At 69.1% G+C, this 19,013-nt stretch carries 15 protein-coding genes and 1 pseudogene; 6 read left to right on the forward strand and 10 right to left on the reverse strand.

Annotation, left to right across the window (positions count from 1 at the left end; all coding sequences use genetic code 11):
* Window positions 1–47 precede the first annotated feature (47 nt).
* From ACFZAM_RS00405 to ACFZAM_RS00425, 5 genes are all read right to left on the reverse strand, one after another.
* The gene (locus ACFZAM_RS00405) at window positions 48–455 is read right to left on the reverse strand and encodes a hypothetical protein (protein ID WP_391041602.1); all 408 of its coding nucleotides are present in this window, start codon (window positions 453–455) and stop codon (window positions 48–50) included.
* Window positions 456–532: 77 nt separating this feature from the next.
* Window positions 533–5,131 (reverse strand): RHS repeat-associated core domain-containing protein, encoded by a 4,599-nt coding sequence (locus ACFZAM_RS00410; protein ID WP_391041604.1) that lies wholly within the window; start codon window positions 5,129–5,131, stop codon window positions 533–535.
* Between the two features lie 225 nt (window positions 5,132–5,356).
* Window positions 5,357–5,926 (reverse strand): hypothetical protein, encoded by a 570-nt coding sequence (locus tag ACFZAM_RS00415; RefSeq protein WP_391041606.1) that lies wholly within the window; start codon window positions 5,924–5,926, stop codon window positions 5,357–5,359.
* Window positions 5,927–5,982: 56 nt separating this feature from the next.
* Window positions 5,983–6,735: a hypothetical protein gene (locus tag ACFZAM_RS00420; protein ID WP_391041607.1), complete on the reverse strand. Its 753-nt coding sequence runs from the start codon at window positions 6,733–6,735 to the stop codon at window positions 5,983–5,985.
* Between the two features lie 1,080 nt (window positions 6,736–7,815).
* The gene (locus ACFZAM_RS00425) at window positions 7,816–8,202 is read right to left on the reverse strand and encodes a GntR family transcriptional regulator (protein ID WP_391041609.1); all 387 of its coding nucleotides are present in this window, start codon (window positions 8,200–8,202) and stop codon (window positions 7,816–7,818) included.
* 350 nt (window positions 8,203–8,552) lie between these two features.
* Between ACFZAM_RS00425 and ACFZAM_RS00430 the strand changes: the two genes are divergently transcribed.
* From ACFZAM_RS00430 to ACFZAM_RS00440, 3 genes and pseudogenes are all read left to right on the forward strand, one after another.
* The gene (locus tag ACFZAM_RS00430) at window positions 8,553–10,223 is read left to right on the forward strand and encodes a replication initiator (RefSeq protein WP_391041610.1); all 1,671 of its coding nucleotides are present in this window, start codon (window positions 8,553–8,555) and stop codon (window positions 10,221–10,223) included.
* A complete protein-coding gene (locus tag ACFZAM_RS00435; protein WP_391041612.1) occupies window positions 10,220–10,405 on the forward strand; it encodes a helix-turn-helix domain-containing protein in 186 nt (61 codons plus the stop codon). The genes ACFZAM_RS00430 and ACFZAM_RS00435 overlap by 4 nt, the downstream gene beginning before the upstream one ends.
* Window positions 10,405–11,743, forward strand: a pseudogene (locus ACFZAM_RS00440) (tyrosine-type recombinase/integrase). The gene ACFZAM_RS00435 and the pseudogene ACFZAM_RS00440 overlap by 1 nt, the downstream one beginning before the upstream one ends.
* Before the next feature lie 108 nt (window positions 11,744–11,851).
* On the opposite strand, the gene ACFZAM_RS00445 reads toward ACFZAM_RS00440, so the two are convergent.
* From ACFZAM_RS00445 to ACFZAM_RS00460, 4 genes are all read right to left on the reverse strand, one after another.
* The gene (locus ACFZAM_RS00445; protein WP_391041614.1) at window positions 11,852–12,112 is read right to left on the reverse strand and encodes a hypothetical protein; all 261 of its coding nucleotides are present in this window, start codon (window positions 12,110–12,112) and stop codon (window positions 11,852–11,854) included.
* The gene (locus tag ACFZAM_RS00450) at window positions 12,109–12,678 is read right to left on the reverse strand and encodes a polymorphic toxin-type HINT domain-containing protein (RefSeq protein WP_391041615.1); all 570 of its coding nucleotides are present in this window, start codon (window positions 12,676–12,678) and stop codon (window positions 12,109–12,111) included. The genes ACFZAM_RS00445 and ACFZAM_RS00450 overlap by 4 nt, the downstream gene beginning before the upstream one ends.
* A 77-nt stretch (window positions 12,679–12,755) precedes the next feature.
* Window positions 12,756–13,643 carry a hypothetical protein gene (locus tag ACFZAM_RS00455; protein WP_391041617.1) on the reverse strand — a complete coding sequence of 296 codons (888 nt, stop codon included), beginning with the start codon at window positions 13,641–13,643 and terminating at the stop codon, window positions 12,756–12,758.
* A 325-nt stretch (window positions 13,644–13,968) separates the two neighbouring features.
* Window positions 13,969–15,483: a cryptochrome/photolyase family protein gene (locus ACFZAM_RS00460; RefSeq protein WP_391041619.1), complete on the reverse strand. Its 1,515-nt coding sequence runs from the start codon at window positions 15,481–15,483 to the stop codon at window positions 13,969–13,971.
* 628 nt (window positions 15,484–16,111) lie between these two features.
* On the opposite strand from ACFZAM_RS00460, the gene ACFZAM_RS00465 reads away from it, so the two are divergent.
* The gene (locus ACFZAM_RS00465; RefSeq protein ID WP_391043460.1) at window positions 16,112–17,320 is read left to right on the forward strand and encodes a spore photoproduct lyase family protein; all 1,209 of its coding nucleotides are present in this window, start codon (window positions 16,112–16,114) and stop codon (window positions 17,318–17,320) included.
* Here the strand turns inward: ACFZAM_RS00465 and ACFZAM_RS00470 are convergent.
* Window positions 17,304–17,504: a hypothetical protein gene (locus ACFZAM_RS00470; protein ID WP_391041621.1), complete on the reverse strand. Its 201-nt coding sequence runs from the start codon at window positions 17,502–17,504 to the stop codon at window positions 17,304–17,306. The two genes, ACFZAM_RS00465 and ACFZAM_RS00470, sit on opposite strands and share 17 nt — an antisense overlap.
* A 23-nt stretch (window positions 17,505–17,527) precedes the next feature.
* Here ACFZAM_RS00470 and ACFZAM_RS00475 point away from each other — a divergent pair, with 23 nt between their 5' ends.
* Both ACFZAM_RS00475 and ACFZAM_RS00480 read left to right on the forward strand, forming a co-directional pair.
* Complete coding sequence (locus ACFZAM_RS00475; RefSeq protein WP_391041622.1) at window positions 17,528–17,764, forward strand: hypothetical protein; 237 nt, start codon at window positions 17,528–17,530, stop codon at window positions 17,762–17,764.
* 216 nt (window positions 17,765–17,980) lie between these two features.
* Window positions 17,981–18,745: an MBL fold metallo-hydrolase gene (locus ACFZAM_RS00480; RefSeq protein WP_391041624.1), complete on the forward strand. Its 765-nt coding sequence runs from the start codon at window positions 17,981–17,983 to the stop codon at window positions 18,743–18,745.
* The last annotated feature ends 268 nt before the right edge of the window (window positions 18,746–19,013 follow it).

Raw genomic sequence — 19,013 nt, forward strand, 5'->3', positions numbered from 1 at the left:
GGAGGCGACGTCATGGCGGGGGCGCCGAAGTGATCCGCAGGGTGTTTTCAGTGGGATGGCGGCCAGGTGAGGGTGTAGCCGGTGGCGCGGTCGAAGGTCACTTCGACGGCCGGGGGCGGAAAGCCGAATTCGCGGGCGCTCCATTCGGCGACGGCCGCGGCGGCGGCCTCCGGCTGGTAGTCGGTCGGCATGTAGTCGAGCGTGTTGACCTCGATGACGACGAGGTCGCTCTGGTGTGAGCCCTCGATTTGCGCGGCCACCTGACGGAGGCCGAACTCAAGCTGGGTCACGTCCTCTTCGGTGGCCGCGTCGTCGAGGACGTGCAGCCACACGTGATCGGTGACCCGGCGTGCGCCGTCGGGCGGCGTCGGCGGCGTCGAGACGGCGGCGGAGAGTTCGGCGTACAGCGCCCAGGGACCGAGGATCTTGCGGTAGACGAAGGGGCTGGGACTCAACGGAACTCCAGGCTTGTCGGATGTGCTGGTCATGACTGGTCACACGGCTGGTCGCAACTCGTCAAGGCGGTCGGCCCCTAGTCGAATGTGAGGTGGCCGAAGACGGATTTGTCGAAGAAGTGCTCGGGGCCCATGCCGGTCGGCCGGGTGATGTACTCCAGCCCGTGGTCCGTTTTCCCGGTGTCGGACATCAGGCTGTAGCGGTCGAGGAACGCCTGCGCCTCGTCGTCGGTCATCTGTGAGATGTCGACCTTCTTGAGCTTGGCGAAGTCCTTCTCGTGGATGGTAAACCGCATGAGTTCGAGATCGGCGTTCTCCGACCTCCGGAGTTTGAGCGCCAGGTACTTCTCCGCTTCGGCACGCGACCCCCAGGAGTAGACGCCCGGACCGAAGTGAGCGCGATGCATTTCCAGCGGCCAGGGCTCACCCGTGCCGCGCAGCCGCGCCGCGTCGTCGAGTCCCTGGACGGAGAAGAACTCCAGGCATTTCAGCCCCAGGGGATCGCACCATGACAGGGGATTCGGCACGTACGCGTAATGGTTGGGTCCGGGATCGAGCCCGAGCGGATCCGGGCTGAAGTAACCGCCGACTTCCGGGTCGTAGTAGCGGAAGACGTTGTAATGGAGGCCCGTCTCCGCGTCGAAGTACTGGCCGGGGAAGCGCAACGGGCACTGGACACCGTCGGCGGCGTCGGGCGGGCGGACGCCGTAGAGCGTGCCGCGGGCCCGCCAGACCACATCGCCGTCCGGGTCGACCAATTCGGTCGGTGAACCGACCAGATCGGTGACGATCGCGTAGAAACGTGCGTCGATGTCGCTCTGCGGCGAGTCGGCGGTCAGAACCCGCTCGGTTTGGCAGACCGGTTGATGACTGCCGGGCAGGGCGTCCCAGGTCGTGACGGCGACCGTGCCGTCGCCAGAGCCGGAGCCAGAGCCAGAGCCGGTGGAGACGATCTGCTCGGCCAGCTGCATACCGTCCCAGACGAAGTCAGTCCTGCTGACGACCGTGCCGTCCTCGCCGATCCCGAGCTTCGCCGTACGGCGCCCCAGGGGGTCGTACAGATACCTCCAGCGGATCCCGTCGGGCGTGCGCACCTCGACGAGCCGGTCCTCGGCGTTCCAGAGGAACCGCCAGGCGGTCGTGGTCCCCGAGAGCGTCCTGCGCACGCGGCGGATCACCCGGCCCTGCGCGTCGTGCGCGTACGAGGTCCGGCCCGCGCGCCTGATCAGCGTGCCGTCGTACACACGGTCGCCGGTCACGGCGGAGGCTTCCGCGGCACCGTTCGGGCTGCTGTCCCCGAGCCGCCCGGTGTCCCACTGACCGACCACGACGTTGCCCAGCGCGTCGTACGCGTATCGCTCGGTCCAGCTCTCGGCGGACACCGCGGTGACCCGGCCCATCGCGTCGAGGGTGAATCCGCGTCCGCCCGCCGCGTCCGTGACGCGGATGACGTGGTCGTCCGCCCCGTATGCGTACGTACGCCGGGCGGCCGGCGTCCCCGGCCCGTCCGACGAGCCCCCGCGGCTCACAGTCAGGGAGGCGAGGCGACGGTTGCTGTCCCACTCCTGCCGGATCCTCACCAGGCCGCCGTCGAGGACCCGTTCGGTCTCCACGCCGCCCACGTCATATCCGAACGTTATGTGCCGGCCGGAGGCGCGCAGGGCCGTGGGACGCATCCCCGTGTCCCACTCCCACGTGCTCACCGCGCCGCTCGGGGTGCGGCGCTCGGTCCGACGGCCGAGCCGGTCGTACGTGTTGGTCAGCGTGCGGCCGTTGACGGTCTGCCGAACCGCCCGTCCAAGGGCGTCGTGTTCGAGCAGCAGTTCCGTGTCCGCGTTGACGGCACGAGTGAGCCGGTCGATCGGGTCGTACTCCATGTACGTGACGCTGTCGCCGTCGTGCCACTCGACGGCGCGTCCGGCGGCATCCCTGACGTAACGCGTAGCCTCACCGGCGCCGTTGATCCGCTCGACGAGCTGGCCCGCGGCATCGTGGACGTACCGGACCGTCCGGCCGTTGAAGTCCGTTTCGCCGCGGAGTACACCGCGCGGATCGTAGTCGTAGGTCCACTGCCGGCCGGTGGCGTTTGTGACCGAGGTCAGCCGCAGTTCGGTGTCGTAGGCGAAACGCAGGGTCGTGCCGTCGGCGAGGGTCTTCGTCATCAGACGGTCGAAGGACCCGACGTCGAAGCGCGTCACAGTCCCCTGCGGATCGGTGTGCCGGACGAGATTGCCGTCGGCGTCGTGAATCCACTCTTCCGTCGTCCCGTCGGGACGGGTCCGGCCGCGAAGCTTGCCTTCCGGCGTCCAGTTGAGCGTCGATTCCGCGCCGAGGGCGTCGACGATCCCGATGATCCGGCCGAACGCGTCGTAGCTGTAGCCCGTCACCGCGCCGTCGACGTCGGTGGTGGCCGTCGGCAGGCCCGCGCCGTTCGGCGTCATCTCGCGAACGCCCCCCAGGGCGTCGGTGATCCGGACGAGCCGACCGCGCGTGTCGTAGTCGCGTCCGGTGACAGCGCCCAGCGGGTCGACCGTACGGATCAGATTGCCGCGCTCGTCGTATTCGTGGCGCCACTCGGCGCCGTCAGGCAGCGTGACCGTCTCCGGCAGCCCCAGCGGGCTGTACCTGACCGTGGTGACGGCGCCGTCGGGCCGGGTGAAGCGGGTCAGGCGGCCGGCCTCGTCGTGGGCGTAGCCGGTGCTGCGGCCCAGGGCGTCGGTGCGGGACAGCAGATTGTCCCGGCGGTCCCATGTCCGGACGGTGGCGTTGCCGAGGGGATCGGTCGTACGGACGAGCTGGCCCAGCTCGTTGAACTCGTACGTCGTGGTGTGCCCGAGCGAATCGGTGACGCGTGTGGTGCGGTTCGCGGTGTCGTAGGCGTAGTCGTAGGCGAGCACGTTTTCCGAGCCGGCCGTACGGACACAGCGGCCTTCCGTGTCGTACTCGTACCGGTACCTCGTGCCGCCGCGGTCCTCCCAGCCGGTGACACGATGATGGTCGTCGTAGCTCAGGCGGAACGGCAGAGTGGAGGAGTCGATGATCTCGGTGAGGTCGCCACGCTCGTCGTATCCATAGCGGAGCACAACCGGCCGGTCGGCGTCGCTCAGCAGCCTGAGCTCGGTTATTCGCCGGTTCTGCGTCGTCAGACCGACGCGATAGCCAGCGCTGTGCCGGATCTCGTGGGGGACGCCTTCCGCCGTGTGGAGGACATCGATGACGTTCCCATTGCGGTCCGCGACGGACGTGAGCACGAGTTCCGCCGGGGGGCCGCCCGGCAGCGCCCGGAAGCCAAGGATCTGGCCCTGACCCGGGCGCGTGATGCGCATCTCCCCGCCCGGAACACCGTCCCAACGCAGAGGCCAGCGAGGCCCCTCCGCCGGGAAGACGTCCCAATCCGGGTTCGGAATCGGGTAATAGAGGACCATTCCGTCCTCGGATGTGTACTGCGCTCCCTGATCGTCCAGGACGAGACGCTGATCCAGGCCGGAAGCCCACGACGTGCCGAACCACCGGCCCGCACGATAGGACGACACATGGTGCCGTTCCAGCACCAGCGGAAGAACTCCGGGCAACTGCATGTCCACCGCGGACATGACCATTTCGCCGGTCGCGATGTCGATCGGATCGCCGCACCTGAAGCGTCTGAACATGCGGACTGCGGTCTCGCGCATGTCCCGCAGGGCGGCGCCGCCTTTGCGGATGCTGTTGGCGATGTTCTCCAGGGCCTTGCCGGATTTGAGGAGGGCGGGGAGTTCGCGGGCCATCTTCAACAGGCCGCCGGCGGTGGTGAGGCCCTTGAACATCGGGATGCAGTCCAGCGCCGCGAACAGCACATCCCACAAACTGGCCTGGCCCTTGAGGTACTTCATGACGGTGTCGGCCAGGACCAGGACAGCGGCGGCCAGGACCAGCCACGCCAGCGGGCCGCCGATGATCAGCACCACGATGCCCAGCACCGCGACGATCACCTTGCAGACCGCGATGATGTCGTCCCAGTGGTCCGCGACCCAGTCGACCGCCTTCTCCCACCAGTGCTTGTTCCTGATCCCCGCATCCGACGCCTCATGCAGCGCGTGCTGCGCCGTCGACGCCGCGTCGTCCCTGAGCTGGGCCGCGTCGGCGGCCAGCTGCTTGGCCGCGTCCAGCTTCGCCTGCGCGCTGTGGACAGCCGTCGAGGCGGTGGTGTGGGCGCTCTGAGCGTCCGTGGCATTACGGGCCGCCGCACGCACCTCCTCCGCCGACGGCGGCGGCACGTCCGGCTTCGGGTCCTCCTGATACTGCCTGGACTTGTCCTGGGCGCGCTTCACCCACGCATCGGCGTTCGTGAGCTGTGACTTGGCGGTGTCCAGCTCCTGCCGCGCCGTGCGCCCCTGCGCCAGCGCCCGGTCCGCGTCACCCTGCGCGGTCTCCAGCTTCGGCCAGTAATCATCCAGAGCACCCGACGCCAGACGGTAGGACCGCTCCAGCTTGTCCAGCTCACCCGGCAGATCCCCGAACTGCCGCCGGTACGCGTCACCCGACAGCCCCGCCCACTCCTGCACCACGGAGTCACCGCTCAGACCCCGCACCGACCGCAGCGCCGAGGCGACATCATCAGCGAAATCCCCCAGCTTCCGCGCGAGTTCCTTCACCTCGAACGGATCACCCGGCACCGGATCCCGGTCCAGATCCAGCACATCCCAATCCGTCGGACGCCCCGTCACCCCGCCAGCACCCCCGTCGTCAGCCTCGGCGAACAGCCATTGTTCCACCCGAGGTCTGTGACAGCAGAGGTACGTGAGCAACCCGCCTACGATCTGGTCCCATGCGGACCGGACCCGCAACATCTCAACCGCTCTCGCGAACAGCGATCGCCACACATCCCCTTCGCACCGAACTGGGCCATGTTCGAGATCGCTCCCTCAGAGCGCGGGTTCGATTCCCGTCATCCGCTCCATTGATAGGGCCCCAGGTCCGAATTCTGGCACGATGCGTCGGAAGCGGTCTTGTTGGAGAAGCCGGATGATCTCGGTCGCGGTGCCAGCGGCATCGAAATCTTCAAGGCCTCTTCGGCCAGCCTGTACGATCCGTTCTTCTGTCGAAGTCCTGACATTAAGAAGGGTGCTGGGCGAAGCCCATGGAGCTTGCCCGTGCAGCCATTGGACGAGTCGGGTAAGGCGTGCGGACCTCAGCGCTCCCGCTCGAGGTGACGCACCGCTCAAACTGCTCACCGACTCTCTGAGGATGAGATCGAGAGCGTTGGCCAGTCGGTGAAGGGGGAGGCCGTGCTCGCTCAACATCAGATGAAGCGCAGCATCGGGATCGACGGTACCCGTGACACCGCCGGTCCGAGGAATCGGCAACTCCGCCACGGTGCCGATCTCGATTTCGTCGCCGCCTCCGTCGAGCACCAGGTCAACACGGGAGGCTCGCTTGGGGTCATCGATTGGAACGGCAGCATAGTCTTCGATCCCGCTCTTCGAGAGCGCCAAACGGGACGTTCTCCATTCGACCACACAGTGGCCGACCTCAAATCGGCGAGTTGCCCCTACCGGTGAGCCAAAACCAACTCATCAATGGTAATACCGATGGCGGTCGAAATACTCATCATGACAGCTCGCGCACCCGCCTCCACGCTTTTCGTCCCGGTGACGGTGTCTTCAATGATCTCCGGAACCCCACCGAAGGAGTTCGCGGAAATGGCCGGGTGCAGCCACTTCATCCATTCTTTGACGGATTCAACTCCATATCGAATACGCGCCGCCGAGACGTCTTCCGACGATGCCATGGACAGAATTCTCAACGCCGCCGCGAGGCGCTCCTCCGGGTAATTGTGCCCGTCAAGTACCCGGTCGATCTGCGAAATGGAGGAAACCTCGGCTGATGAAGCCACGAATCCCTCTCGACTTCTCAGGTCCGGCCAGCTCTCCTGGCTCGGATCGATGACGACCGTCACGTCCGTTGCCGCGTCCCACGCGTCGGTACCGACCGACACCAGGGTCGAGGACCCCGAACTCACGGCCGGCCATGCGAAAAACGGCTGTTCCGAGCTCTCTCTGAACGTCAGATATCCGGTAGCGAGGAGCAGCCGACTGGTGAAGACCGGTCGGGGTGCGACTGGTGAAGTCCCACGCCACACTCCTACCCTCACCGGTGCGATCTGAGCACGAGTAGCGACCATGACATGCCTTTGATCACTCACCGGAGGAGAGTCCACCAATAGGTCGAACTCCGGATCCTCGCCTGACCCAATCACCAGAAGGCCATGATTCAGGACCACCTCGATTTCGCCGATTTTCATATTCTTCTCCCAGTCAATTCCTCCGCCTATCCACCCGAAACGTGTGAACGCGCAAGCTCCATCAACTCTTCGTAGTTCCCCTTCGGTTCGTAGATCTGGTGGTTTCTTCCGATGCGAGCCAGAACTTGCACCGCCCTGCTCTGGATTCCGCTGCACACAGAGCAATGACTGAAAACGCGGTAGCTGAAGCCGACGGGACTGACACTGACAGGCGGCTGGTGATCGCCAATCTTCACCGGACCGGCACCGGGCTGCGTATCGCCGCAGGTGTGGCAGACATCATCTTGAACTGCGTCTCGAATTTCTTGGGGCAAGGGGTCCGGTTCCGTCGTAGAAATTCCTTCGACGCTCGCATGGGGTCCGACGGAAAGGGTATCCGATTGCTCCTGAGTGATCTCTACGTCGCAGTTGTGGACCAGGACTGGTGTGGCCCCCGCCAGCACATAGTACGAGTGCTATGCGACCCCTCTCTACCTGCGTTTTCGCAGGTAGAGCGACTTTCGGTGTCTCGCTGGGGTACGGGGTCGGCCGGGGTTGTTCGTGGTTGTTGCCGTCACTACTGCCGTCGGTGGTGTAGACCAGTCACGTGATCCGGGGGCCTCGGCGGCTTGGCCGTCGAGGCCCCCGTTGGGCGAACGGCTTGCCTCGCGCCCCGATGGTCGGGCAACCCGGGGCGGAGGGGTCGGGCGACGGCGGGTTGTCGGGAGCTTCGCTCCCCGCTGGAGGCAGCCTCGGCCACCGCCCTCGGTGACCGCGGCGACGGACGTGAGGGTCGGCCCCCTGGCTGGCCCTCTGTCTGCGGTCCGGCCGTAGGACGGTCGCAGGCGACAACTTGCTCCGCCACGGGGCAAGGAGTCCTTACGCCACAACTTGCTGCCTGCGGGCATCGGTCGGGACCGCACCCTCGGCGCGGGCCCGGTCTCCGCCGACACCCCGCGTCGGGCGTCGGGTGCTTGCCCAGTGACGAGTCGGTCGGCGACGGTCGGCGAGCTCCGGCGGACAGGGCCCGCCTTGAACCTCGAACCTCGTAGAGAAAATCTGGACGCACCCCGGCCCCTGGCACGTCCTGCGGCCGACAGATCAGCAGCCTCGCTCGGTGCCGCCCGCTTCAAGGGCTTCGACGCGGGCACGCAGGGCGGTGAGCTGATCAATCGTCTCGGCCAGTGCCAGCTCCAGTGCCTCGACGCGCGCCGCCGTCCCGCCGACGGGCGTGCTCCCCGCCTCCCCGTCACCTGAGTCGCCGTCGATGCCGTCGTCGGGGTGGGCGACGAAGGCTCCCTTGCCAGGGCGGGAGATCGCGTAGCCGTCCTGCTTCAGCAGGGCCATGGCCTTCTGCACGGACAGGCTGGAGGCCCCGTACTCCGCCATCAACACGGCCTGCGTCGGCAGCGCGTCCCCGGGCTTCAGCTCCCCGGAGCGGATCCGCTCCCGCAGGGCCTCGGCGATGACCTCGAACGTCAGCAACACCGTGCCGCCAGCCGGTCTACGCCCGCGCCGCCCCACTGTCACCGCAGGTCACCCGCCCTCTCTGCGCCACTACCACCGAAATCCGGCCCGTCCAAAACGGAAGACCGGGGCCACAGTACCCGCGTCCCCACCGACCACCGAAACAGATGAGGAGGGATGTACTTGAATGCGCGCTTGAAGCGACGCTACCTTCACGCACCGCCGCAGAACAGCACCGCTGACCAGGCCAGACGTCCCCGGCCCACCATCCGCGCCCGCCATACGCGCACCGCGCCCACGTGCGCCGACCACCCGGGTCGCCCCTCAATCGCCTCTCCTCTTCTCCCGACTCCTGCCGGAGGTCTGTCCCCATGCCCGCACAGCTCCAACTCCCCACCCCCGCAACCACCTTCACTCCCGCCAGCACGGCGTTCGCCGCACCGGCGCGCACCACCAGCCCCGACACGTCAGCGAACAGGAACTCGGCGCTGGAACGCCGGGCGCGGCTGACCGCCCGGCTGGCCAAGCTCGCTGCCGCCGGACACCTCGCACCCCTGGCCCGGCAGGTCGGCTCGCTGGGCGGCTGCGCCCGCCCCATCCGGATGACCGGGCACCGCACCCGTCTGGACGCCGCCACCGGCCAGATCCTCGACCACCTCGACACTCGCCGCCTCCCAGCCGGGGAACTCCTGCTGCGCTGCGGCAACCGCCGCGCCACCCGCTGCCCCTCCTGTTCGCACGTCTACCGCTACGACACCTACCAGCTCATCGCCGCCGGACTACGCGGCGGCAAGGCCGTCCCGGCCACCGTCTCCACCCACCCACGCGTCTTCGCCACCCTCACCGCCCCCGGCTTCGGCCCCGTCCACAACCAACCCGGCGCGTCCCCGTGCACCTGCGGCACCCGGCACACCGACGGCGACCCGCTGCTCGGCACGCCGCTAGACCCGCAGCGGTACGACAACACCGGCGCGGTGCTGTGGAACGCCCACGCCCCCGCCCTGTGGGCCCGCTTCACCACCCACCTCCGGCGCGAGATCGCCCACGCCGCCGGACTCACCCAGCGCCCCCTGCGCCACCACGCGCCCCTGTCCTACGCCAAGGTCGCCGAGTACCAGAAGCGCGGCCAGATCCACTTCCACACCGTCATCCGCATCGACGGACCCACCGGCCCCACCAGCACCCCACCCGCCTGGGCCACCACCGGGCTCCTCGACCACGCCGTCCGCGCCGCCGCAAAGCGCAGCCGCGTTCAGCCTCAACGGCCCTCCCAGGCAGGGAGGGCCGACCTGGCACAGGGTTCGGAGCCTTCGGTGTTCCGATTCGGGCAGCAGATCGACGTCCGGGCGATCCGCAGTACCGACTTCACCGGCGACGGAACCCCCACCGACCGGCACGTCGCCGCCTATATCGCCAAGTACGCCACCAAGGGAGCCGAGACCACCACCGGCACCCTCGACCGCCAACTGCGGTTCCTGGCCGAACTCGCCCAGCACGACCTCACCGACCATGCGCGCCGCATGATCCACACCGCCTGGCACCTCGGAGCCCAGCTCCGGCATGCCCACCTGCGCCTGCGGCAGTGGGCCCACATGCTCGGATTCCGAGGCCACTTCTCCACCCGCACCCGCCACTACTCCACCACTCTCACCCAGCTCCGAGCCGATCGCAGCGCCTGGCGCACCCGCCAAAACGATGCCCAGGAGCGGGCAGGTGAGGGCGGGCCGGTCACTGACCAGCGCAGTGACCGCGCTGACCTGACCGCCGGTCACACCGACCCCGACGCCGGTCACCCCAGCGGTCACCACGCGCAGAGCGGGCGACGCGCCGGCACGGACACCACCCTGGTGATCTCGCACTGGCAGTACACCGGCAGCGGCCTCCTGCCCGAACTCGCCCACCTCGCCGACCTCCTGGGCGCTGCCCCGAAGCCCCCACCTGAGCAAGCTGCCCGCCCCCGGCAGGCGCGACGCCCCGGTGACCGGGCCGGTCACTCCGGCGCCCCGCTGACCGCCCCTGTCCGGAGTGCGGTGACCGGGTGACCGCCGACGCCGAGCTCCTCACTGTGCCCGAGGTCATGGCGCGCCTGAAGATCAGCCGCTCCACCGTCTACGACCTCATCCGCACCCGCCAGCTCGCCTCCCTCACCATCGGCCGCGCCCGCCGCATCCCCACCCACGCCCTTGACGCCCTCGTCCACCACCAACTCGAACAGGCAGCCTGATGACCAACCCCAACACCAACACCACCAGCAGCACCGGCACCGGCACCGGCACCGGCTCGCGCAGGGTCCGCGCTAACGGCGACGGCACCGTCTACCAGCGCAAGGACGGCCGCTGGGAAGCCGCCGGATACGTCCTCGCCGCAGGCGACACCCGCAAGCGCATCCACGTCTACGGGAGCACGAGGAAGGAGGCGCTGGCTCTGCTGACGGAGAAGGTCGCCACCAGCAACCGCGGCATCGCCGCCCCCTCGGCGCAGGGCAGCGTAGCGGCGTTCCTCACCTACTGGCTGGAGACCGTCGCGGTCCACCGGCTCCGGGAGAAACACCCACACCCGCTACACCGCCTGCGTGCGCCTGTACGTCATCCCCGGTCTCGGCAGGAGGAAGCTCGCCAAGCTCACCGCCAAGGACGTCCGCACCTGGCTCGACCACCTCCGCACCACCTGCCAGTGCTGCACACGCGGCCTGGACACCGCCCGCGACCAGCCCCAGTGCTGCGCGGCCGGGACCTGCTGCCGCAAGCGGCTCTCCCCGCTGACGCTGGCCTACGTGCACTCCGTGCTCAAGTCCGCCCTGGAGCACGCCGTCCGCGAAGAGGAGATCCCCCGCAACGTCGCCCGCAACGTCCGCATGGGCACACCCCGACCCCGCCGCTTCGAACCCCTCACCACAGAGGAAGCCCGAGCGTTCCTCGCCGCCGTCGACGGACACCGACTCAGCGCACTGTTCGAACTCGCCCTGCGCACCGGACTGCGCAAGGGCGAACTCCTCGGCCTGCGCTGGGAAGACCTCGACCTTGCTGGCGGAACCGCCAGCATCCGCCGCACCTTGCAGCGCACCAACTCCGGCGGCCTGACCGCACTGCCGACCAAGACCCAGAGCTCGGAACGGCGCATCGCCCTACCCACCGAATGCCTGCACTCCCTCGAACAGCACCGCGACCGGCAGCGCCAGGAGCGCGAAGCGGCAGGGGCGGGCTGGAAGGCGAGCGGCTACGTCTTCACCCGGCCCGACGGCAGCCCGATCGAGGGCACCACCCTCACCCGCCACTTCAACGCCCTCCTTCGCCGAGCCGCCCTGCGACGCATCAGGTTCCACGACCTCCGACACTCAGCAGCCACCCTCCTCCTGGAGCAGGGCGTCGAACTCGTCGTGATCAAGGAGCTCCTCGGTCATGCCCACATCGGGGTGACCGCCACGGTATACGCCCACGTCCGGCTCCGCCTCCAGCGCGACGCCATCGACCTCCTCGGCAACGCCCTCCGCCACCCCGCCCAGCCCGCCGCTGGATGCGACGACAGCGACGAACCACCCACTTGTGCAGCACCCGTCCGCTGACGTTGCCGTCAACTACTGCTGTCAGAGACCCTCAGCGGCCCCACTGGAAAAAACCAGTGGGGCCGCTGCAATTCCGCTCAGTACTATCTTGACAGTCTCGAACGCGTTCTACTCGTACACGACTGCCGCACGAAAGATTGCTGCAATCAACGCCCAGTCGGGCACCTCAGGAACCGGCTCGCCGATGACATTCTTAAAGAATCCGTCCATCGATTCAGTCCAACGCGCGGAGGCGTCCACAAAGTCCGAGGTGGATGGATTCTGCAGTTCCAATTTTCCATCGCGCAGAAGGATTGCCAGACCTTGCAGGTATTTGGCGAGATCCTCGCGCGTGTTGATTACGTTCAATGCTGGGTCCGGCCAGTTCACGGCCACTCCACTGGGTCGAAGTGCTGAATCAAGATCGACGCCCCGTCATTTTTAGTGGTGAACTTCCACGCCTCCCCTGCGATTTCTTCGGGAGTCGCCATCCGGAACGGCATCTGAATCCCAGCCTTCTGAAATGCAACGAGCCGCCGATTGTCCAACGAGAAGAGATTTCCATCCTTGTACTGAAGTCTCACCGTGGGAAGATCTTCTGGCTTGATATATCCAGATCGCAGACCGGCCGCCGTCTGCTCAATCGTCTCTCCACTGCCGAAACGTGGGCTGACAGTATCCTGCGAAAACCTCACCAAGCTCGGGTCGATTGTCCCGTTGCAATTGTGCACCAGCACCGGCGTGCTACCGGCGAGTACATAGTACGAGTGCAGGTTCGCGACCGTGAGGTCGTACGTCACTGCCGTCGTGTGGTAATTGCGGACCGCGGTGACGACGGCGGTGGTGCCGTCGGACTGGCGGAGGTGGGTGCCGGGGGTGAGGTGGGAGGCGTCGGTCCACTGGGAGGTGGTGACGCTCCAGAAGGGGTGGTGCCAGGTGGTGGTGAGGACGGCCACCGCCGCGGTCGTCGCGGTCTTCCGGGCCGCCCCCGACGCCGACTTCGGCGCGGCCGCCGGCTTCGACGGCGCGATCGTCAGGGCCGTGAAGTCGTGGTCCGTGGTCGTTTCAGCGTCCGGCCGTATTCGTCGACGGTGCTGCTGGACATGGTGACGAACGACGGCGTGGAGCCGCTGTACGAGGCGGCGTTCTGCTTCATGGTCACGGAGCCCGCCGTCGGCGCCGTGCCGAAGGCGGTTGAACCGTCGTAGTAGGTACGGGTGTCGGAGACGGAGTCGCGTGGGAGGACGGGCGTCGTGGCGCACTTGACGGCGACGGTGGTGTTCTCGTCCGGGGCGTCGAGGATCCAGGCACTGGTGCTGTCGGCGTATGTCGTGGTGACGCACTGGTCGTCGGCCGCCGTGGTCACGTCACCGAGGTCGTCGGTCCTGGTGACCCGGCCGTACGAGTCGTGGGTGTAGTCGGTCTCGGTCTCGCCGGTTCGGCCGTCGGAGTAGGGGGTGTAGACGCGTTCCCTGCTCTGACCGGTGAGATAGGAGTTCTGGGCGGGCAGCGTGTCGCCCAGGCTGTGGGTCGCCCGGGAGGCCGAGGTCCACGGGTCGGTGACGGTGTCGGTGATCACCTTGCCGCTGCCGGCGCCGTCGTACTGGACGGTTTCGTACGCCATGCCGGCGTACTGGTCGAGATCGGTGACCGCGGGCTCGCCGCGCGAGTCGGTGATCGTGGCCGAGCGGGTGCCCTTGTTCGGCAGGGTGTCACCGTCCATGCCGCGGAAGTACGTGTAGTCGCTCTCGGTCACCGGGTCGGGCGCGTTGCCGGTGGTGACCTTCATGCCCTGGAAGCCGCGGAACTGGTTCCAGGTCCGCTCGTTGGCGAGCGTCAGCGGTCCGTCGTCGTAATACCAGGTCAGGGAGAGCAGAACGCCGTTGACGCCCGCGGCCTCGGCGTCGCTGCGGGGCAGCACCCGTACACCGACAGAGACCGGTGCCGCGGAGTCCGCTCGGTCGGCCGCGGACCCGGCACCGGTCGCCGCTCGCTTGCCGTTCCGGCTGTCGTGTCCGCCGGGGCCGATTCACAGCGGAAGGGACCCGGCGCGCCTGGCGAACCGCGCACCTCGCGCGTGGCGGCCAGACGGTACGGTCCGTCGGCGGCGCACTCTCCACCGTGCTCGCCGGACCGGGCGCCGTTCTCATCGGCATCACCGCGGTCCTGGTTGTCCGGGGCGGACCTGCCGCACGTGAGGTGTCGGGTCCGTCGAGCCGCCGGAGGGGGCGGAGGGGGCGGAGGGGTCACGGCGCCTGGGCGCCGCGGGCGGCGGCTTGGTCCAGGAGTTCGGGAAGGTCTTTGAGCCGGTCGAGGCCCTGGACGGCGCGGGCCGTGCGGTGATTGGCGGACAGCCGGGCCCGGTGGCGGTGGAGGAAGGCCCAGTAGCCGGTGCTGTAGGGGCACGCGTGGTCGCCCACGCGGTCGGTGGGGCGGTAGGCGCACGGCCCGCACAGGTCGCTCATCTTGTGGAGGTACGCGCCGCCGGAGGTGTACGGCTTGGTGGTCATCAGCCCGCCGTCGGCGTACTGCGACATGCCGACGACGTTGGGCAGCATGACCCAGTCGTAACCGTCGACGAAGCAGCGGTGGAACCAGTCGGTGACGGCCGCCGGAACCCAGCCGTCCTGGAGGGCGCGGCTGCCGAGCACCATGAGCCGGGGGATGTGGTGGGTCCAGCCGGTGTCCCGGACCTGGGCGAGGACGGTGGACAGGCAGTTGGCGGTGACGGCGTCGGCGTCCAGTTCGAGGAACCAGTCGGGGAGCGGGGCGTGGTGGCGCAGCGCGTTGCGGTGCCGGTAGTCCTCGCCGAAGTGCCAGTACAGCTGCCATACGTACTCCCGCCAGCCGGCGATCTGCCGGACGAAGCCCTCGACGCTGTTGAGCGGCGCGTCACCCGCGCGGTACGCGGCCTCGGCCCGCTCGACGCACTCGGCCGGGTCGAGGAGTCCGAGGTTGAGCGGTGCGGACAGCAGGCTGTGGCTCATCACCGGATCGGCGGCCAGCATGGCGTCCTCGTACCGTCCGAAGTCCGGCAGCCGGTGCGTGAGAAAGCGGCGCAGCGCCGACAGGGCTTCGCGGCGGGTGGCGGGGAAGAGCCGGGGGCTGTCGCGTCCGACGAAGGACACCTGGCCGTCGCGCTCCCACCGGTCGAGGTCGTGGCGGACCTCGTCGTCGATCTCGTCCTCCTCCGGCCGCGAGGGACCGGCCACCGTCAGGGTGTCCTGGCCGCGCGGCGGCGGCTCACGGTTGTCGTGGTCGAGATTCCACCGGCCGCCCGCCGGCCCGTCCCCGTCCATGAGGAGGTCGTGCCGCTCGCGCACCCAGCGGTAGAAGCCCTCCATCCGCAGGCTGCGACCGTCTCGGCGTCCGGCCCACTCCGCGAATTCGGCCCGAGGCACCAGGAAGCCCTTCGCGGGCAGCACGTCCACCCGCTCCAGCGACGTGACCAGGGCCAGCGCGGCGCGCGAGGTGGGGTGGCAGACCGTGAGCCGGTTCCTGCCGCCGCCCGGCACCTGGGCCAGCGCCTCCGTATACGTCGCGGCGCGTACGTACGTCACCCGGTCGCCCAGTTCGGCCGCGCGGTGCCGCATCGCGGACAGCACCAGATGCGCCTTGGCGCGGTGGAACCGGCGGCGGCGCAGCACCGAACGGGCCTCGATCATGATCACCGGCGCCTGGGCGTCGGGGCCGCCGTGCCGGGGATCGAGGAAGTGGGGGCCGAGCTGGTCGCCGAACAGCCAGTGGGGTCGCGGTTCCATGGGGGTCTCCTCTCGAGGCGCCCGGGTGCTCCGCGCGGCGGGTCGGTGCTCCACAGGTCGGTGCTCCACGGGTCTGCGCTTCCCGCGGCGGGCCGGTGCTCCACGCCGGCCGGCGGGCCGGTGCTGCACGCCGGACCGACGCGGAGCCGACGGGCGCGGAACCTTCGTACGCCCGGGCCGGTTCCCACGACAGCGAGCTCGGGTCAATGAGGCCGCGCCGACGCACGGACCGTCCCTTCGGCCGATGCTGCCAGCCTCCGCGCGGGTCCTGCGCGCCGACACTCCGGCGCGGCCGGACTCCGGAGGGCCGAGACGTACGCCACCGGGTCGCTCCTCACCGCCCCGCCGGACTCGGCCCTGACGACCGCCCCTGGACTCGGGCCCGTAGGCTCGGACGTGTCCGTCCGCCGCGATGTCCGCCGCGATGTCCGCCGCGATGTCCGCCGGACGCGCCGCCGACCACATGCGGCGCGGGCCCGCCCCCGCGCGTACCGTTCGAACGGCCGATACGGACACGGACACGGATACGGATACGGATACGGATACGGATACGGATACGGATCAGGCCGAGGGCAGGAGGAGCGCCGTGCCACAGCCCCCGGCCGACTCGTCCCACCACCGGCCGGACCTGCCGCACCGGCCCGATACGGCCGACGCTCCAGGCGCTCCCGGCGCTCCCGGCGCTCCCGGCGCTCCCGAGCAGCAGACCCTCTTCGGGTGGGAGGACACACCGTCCGCCGCCCCGCCCGACGACGGCGGATTCCGGGACAGCCCGCGGGCCCGACGAATGCTGGACGTACGGCAGGTGTACGCCGAGCCGGCCGCGCTCGCCTCCCCGCGTGGCCGGCAGATCATGGCGCGGCTCCCCGGCGTCCCCGTCACCGAGGTGGCGGGCCACTGGCGCATCCCCGCCCTGCACGGCAACGAGGGAAACGTCTCCCGCTGGGTGCGCGTCAAGACAGAGACACTCGTCCTGGGCGTGAAGCGCACCCTGGAGACGCGCCCCAACGGCAGATCGGCCGACTGGATCGCCCCCGGCGCCTCCAACGGGTGCGCGATGGCCTGCGCCTACTGCTACGTACCGCGCCGCAAGGGATACTCCAACCCGATCACGCTGTTCACCAACGTCGAGGCGATCATCGCCCACGTCCGGCGACATGTGCGGACGCAGGGCCCCAAGCGGGAGCCGAACCAGTGCGACGCCCACTCGTGGGTCTACGACATCGGCGAGAACGGCGACTGCTCGGTCGATGCCCTGGTCTGCGACAACACCGCCGACTTCATCGCCGCTTTCCGCGCCCTGCCCACCGCCAAGGCGTCATTCGCCACGAAGTTCGTCAACCCCGACCTCCTGGCGCTGGACCCGCGGGGCCGTACCCGGGTGCGTTTCTCGCTGATGCCCGAACGCGACTCACGCCTGTTGGACATCCGCACCAGCCCGGTCGCGGAACGCGTCGCCGCGGCCGCGGACTTCCTCGACGCGGGCTACGAGGTCCACTTCAACCTCTCACCGGTCGTACTGCGGCCCGGCTGGCAGCGGGACTGGGCCGATCTGCTCGCCCACCTCGACGATGTCCTGCCCGTCCGGGTGAAGCGGCAGGCTGCCGCCGAGGTCATCCTGCTGACCCACAACCAGCAGTTGCACGAGGTCAACCTCGGCTGGCACCCGCGCGCGGAGGACCTCCTGTGGCAGCCGGACGCCCAGGAGGTCAAACGCTCGGAGAACGGCGCGCTCAATGTCCGCTACGCGCGCGACGTCAAGCACGGCGCCGTCGTCCGGCTCCGGGAGCTGATCGCGACGCACGCCCCTTGGCTACGGGTCAGATACGCGTTCTGAAGGCCGACCCCTCCGCCGCCGGTCCCTCCCGGTGGAAGGTCACTTCGACGGCCGGGGGCGGAAAGCCGCATTCGCGGGCGCTCCATTCGGCGACGGCCGCGGCGGCGGCCTCCGGCTGGTAGTCGGTCGGCATGTAGCCGAGCATGCCTCTTCGGTGGTCGCGTCGTCGAGGACGTGCAGCCATACGTGATCGGTGACCCGGCGTGCGTGAGCGCGACGCATTTCCAGCGGCCAGGGCTCACCGGCGCCGCGCAGCCGCGCCGCGCCGTCGAGTCCCTGAACACGCTCGGCATGGCCGACCGGTCGATGACTGCCGGGCAGGGCGTCCCAGGTCGTGACGGCGACCGTGCCGTAGCCGGAGCCGGAGCCGTGGCCGTAGCCGGTGGAGACGATCTGCTCGGCCAGTCGCGTACGTACCGCCCCAGACGAAGTCCGTCCTGCTGACGACCGTGCCGTCCTCGCCGATCCCGAGCTTCGCCGTACGGCGCATGACCGGCGCGGCGGTCGGCCAGGACGAGGAGCAGTCCGCTCCCTTGATAAGCGCCAGGTCGAGGAGCTGGGGCCATTCGCGCTGAATCCGTCGCGGCGGGCGGCGATGGGAGCGATGAGTTCGGCCGCGGGCAGCAGTCTCAGTGGTGCAGGCAAGCGATGGGAGCAGAGATGGGCAAGCTGAAGCAGGTGGCCGACGGTGTCTGGGTGCGGCAGAGCGACTGGGTCTGGTCCAATTCGATCGTGGTGCGCGGCGAGGACGGGCTGGTCCTGATCGATCCCGGCATCGACGGTTCCGAGTTGGACCAGCTCGCCGATGATGTGGACGGGCTCGGCATTCCGGTGGTGGCCGGGTTCTGCACCCATCCGCACTGGGACCATCTGCTGTGGCACTCCCGGTTCGGTGATGTGCCGCGCTACGCGACCACCGCCGCCGCCGCCGTTGCCGGTCAGGCCCGGGAGCGGGCGCAGGCGATGGCGGCGGAGAGCGCGTCCGGCGTACCCCTCGACCTCGTCGCGCTCGTCACCCCGCTGCCCGCCGACGGCGGAGCGGTGCCGGGCCAGGTCATCGAGCACCAGGCGCACGCTGTCGGCCACGCCTCGGTCCTGCTGGCGGACCGCGGCGTCCTGCTCGTCGGCGACATGCTCTCCGACGTCCTGATCCCGCTCTTCGACGCTCGCCAGGACGATCAGGTGGGAGCCTACGAAAGCGCTCTCGACCGGCTGGCCGAGGCTGCCGGGCAGGCCGACGTCGTGGTCCCCGGCCACGGCTCCGTTGCCGAAGGCCGCGAGGTGGCGGCCCGCTTCGCCGCCGAGCGTGCCTACATCGACGCGCTCCGGCGAGGAGACGACCCGGTCGACGCGCGCCTGGGCCCGCACGCGGACTGGCTCTCCCGTCCTCACCGGGCCAACATGGAACAGGCCCGAGGCCGGTAGAACCCGAACCCCCGGCGGGCCGACCGGATCGGCACCCTGGCCAGACGCTCGGCGCGGAACTCCCCGCCGACGTCGCCATCGCCCCGTCCGTACCCCGCGCAGCGGTTAAAGGGCCGGTCAGAGGAGGGTGTTGTGCGCCTGCCACCCGTCGCTGATCTTGAGGCGGGGCTTGAAGGGGGCGGCGGGGTTGCCGGTGCCTTCGTAGTACCAAGAGGCCGGTGGGGCCGGTGGCGATGAGGTCGTCGTGGCCGTCGAGGCGGAGGTCGCC

The organism is Streptomyces sp. NPDC008079 (genome assembly GCF_042957385.1).
Classification (GTDB): Bacteria; Actinomycetota; Actinomycetes; order Streptomycetales; family Streptomycetaceae; genus Actinacidiphila.

Bases quoted from the DNA above. Each gene is read 5' to 3' on its own strand.
- ACFZAM_RS00420 (WP_391041607.1), bottom strand. From the start codon at position 6,735: ATGAAAATCGGCGAAATCGAGGTGGTCCTGAATCATGGCCTTCTGGTG.
- ACFZAM_RS00470 (WP_391041621.1), bottom strand. From the start codon at position 17,504: ATGGCTGCACGTCCTCGACGACGCGACCACCGAAGAGGCATGCTCGGC.
- ACFZAM_RS00480 (WP_391041624.1), top strand. From the start codon at position 17,981: ATGGGCAAGCTGAAGCAGGTGGCCGACGGTGTCTGGGTGCGGCAGAGC.
- ACFZAM_RS00460 (WP_391041619.1), bottom strand. From the start codon at position 15,483: ATGGAACCGCGACCCCACTGGCTGTTCGGCGACCAGCTCGGCCCCCAC.
- ACFZAM_RS00430 (WP_391041610.1), top strand. From the start codon at position 8,553: ATGCCCGCACAGCTCCAACTCCCCACCCCCGCAACCACCTTCACTCCC.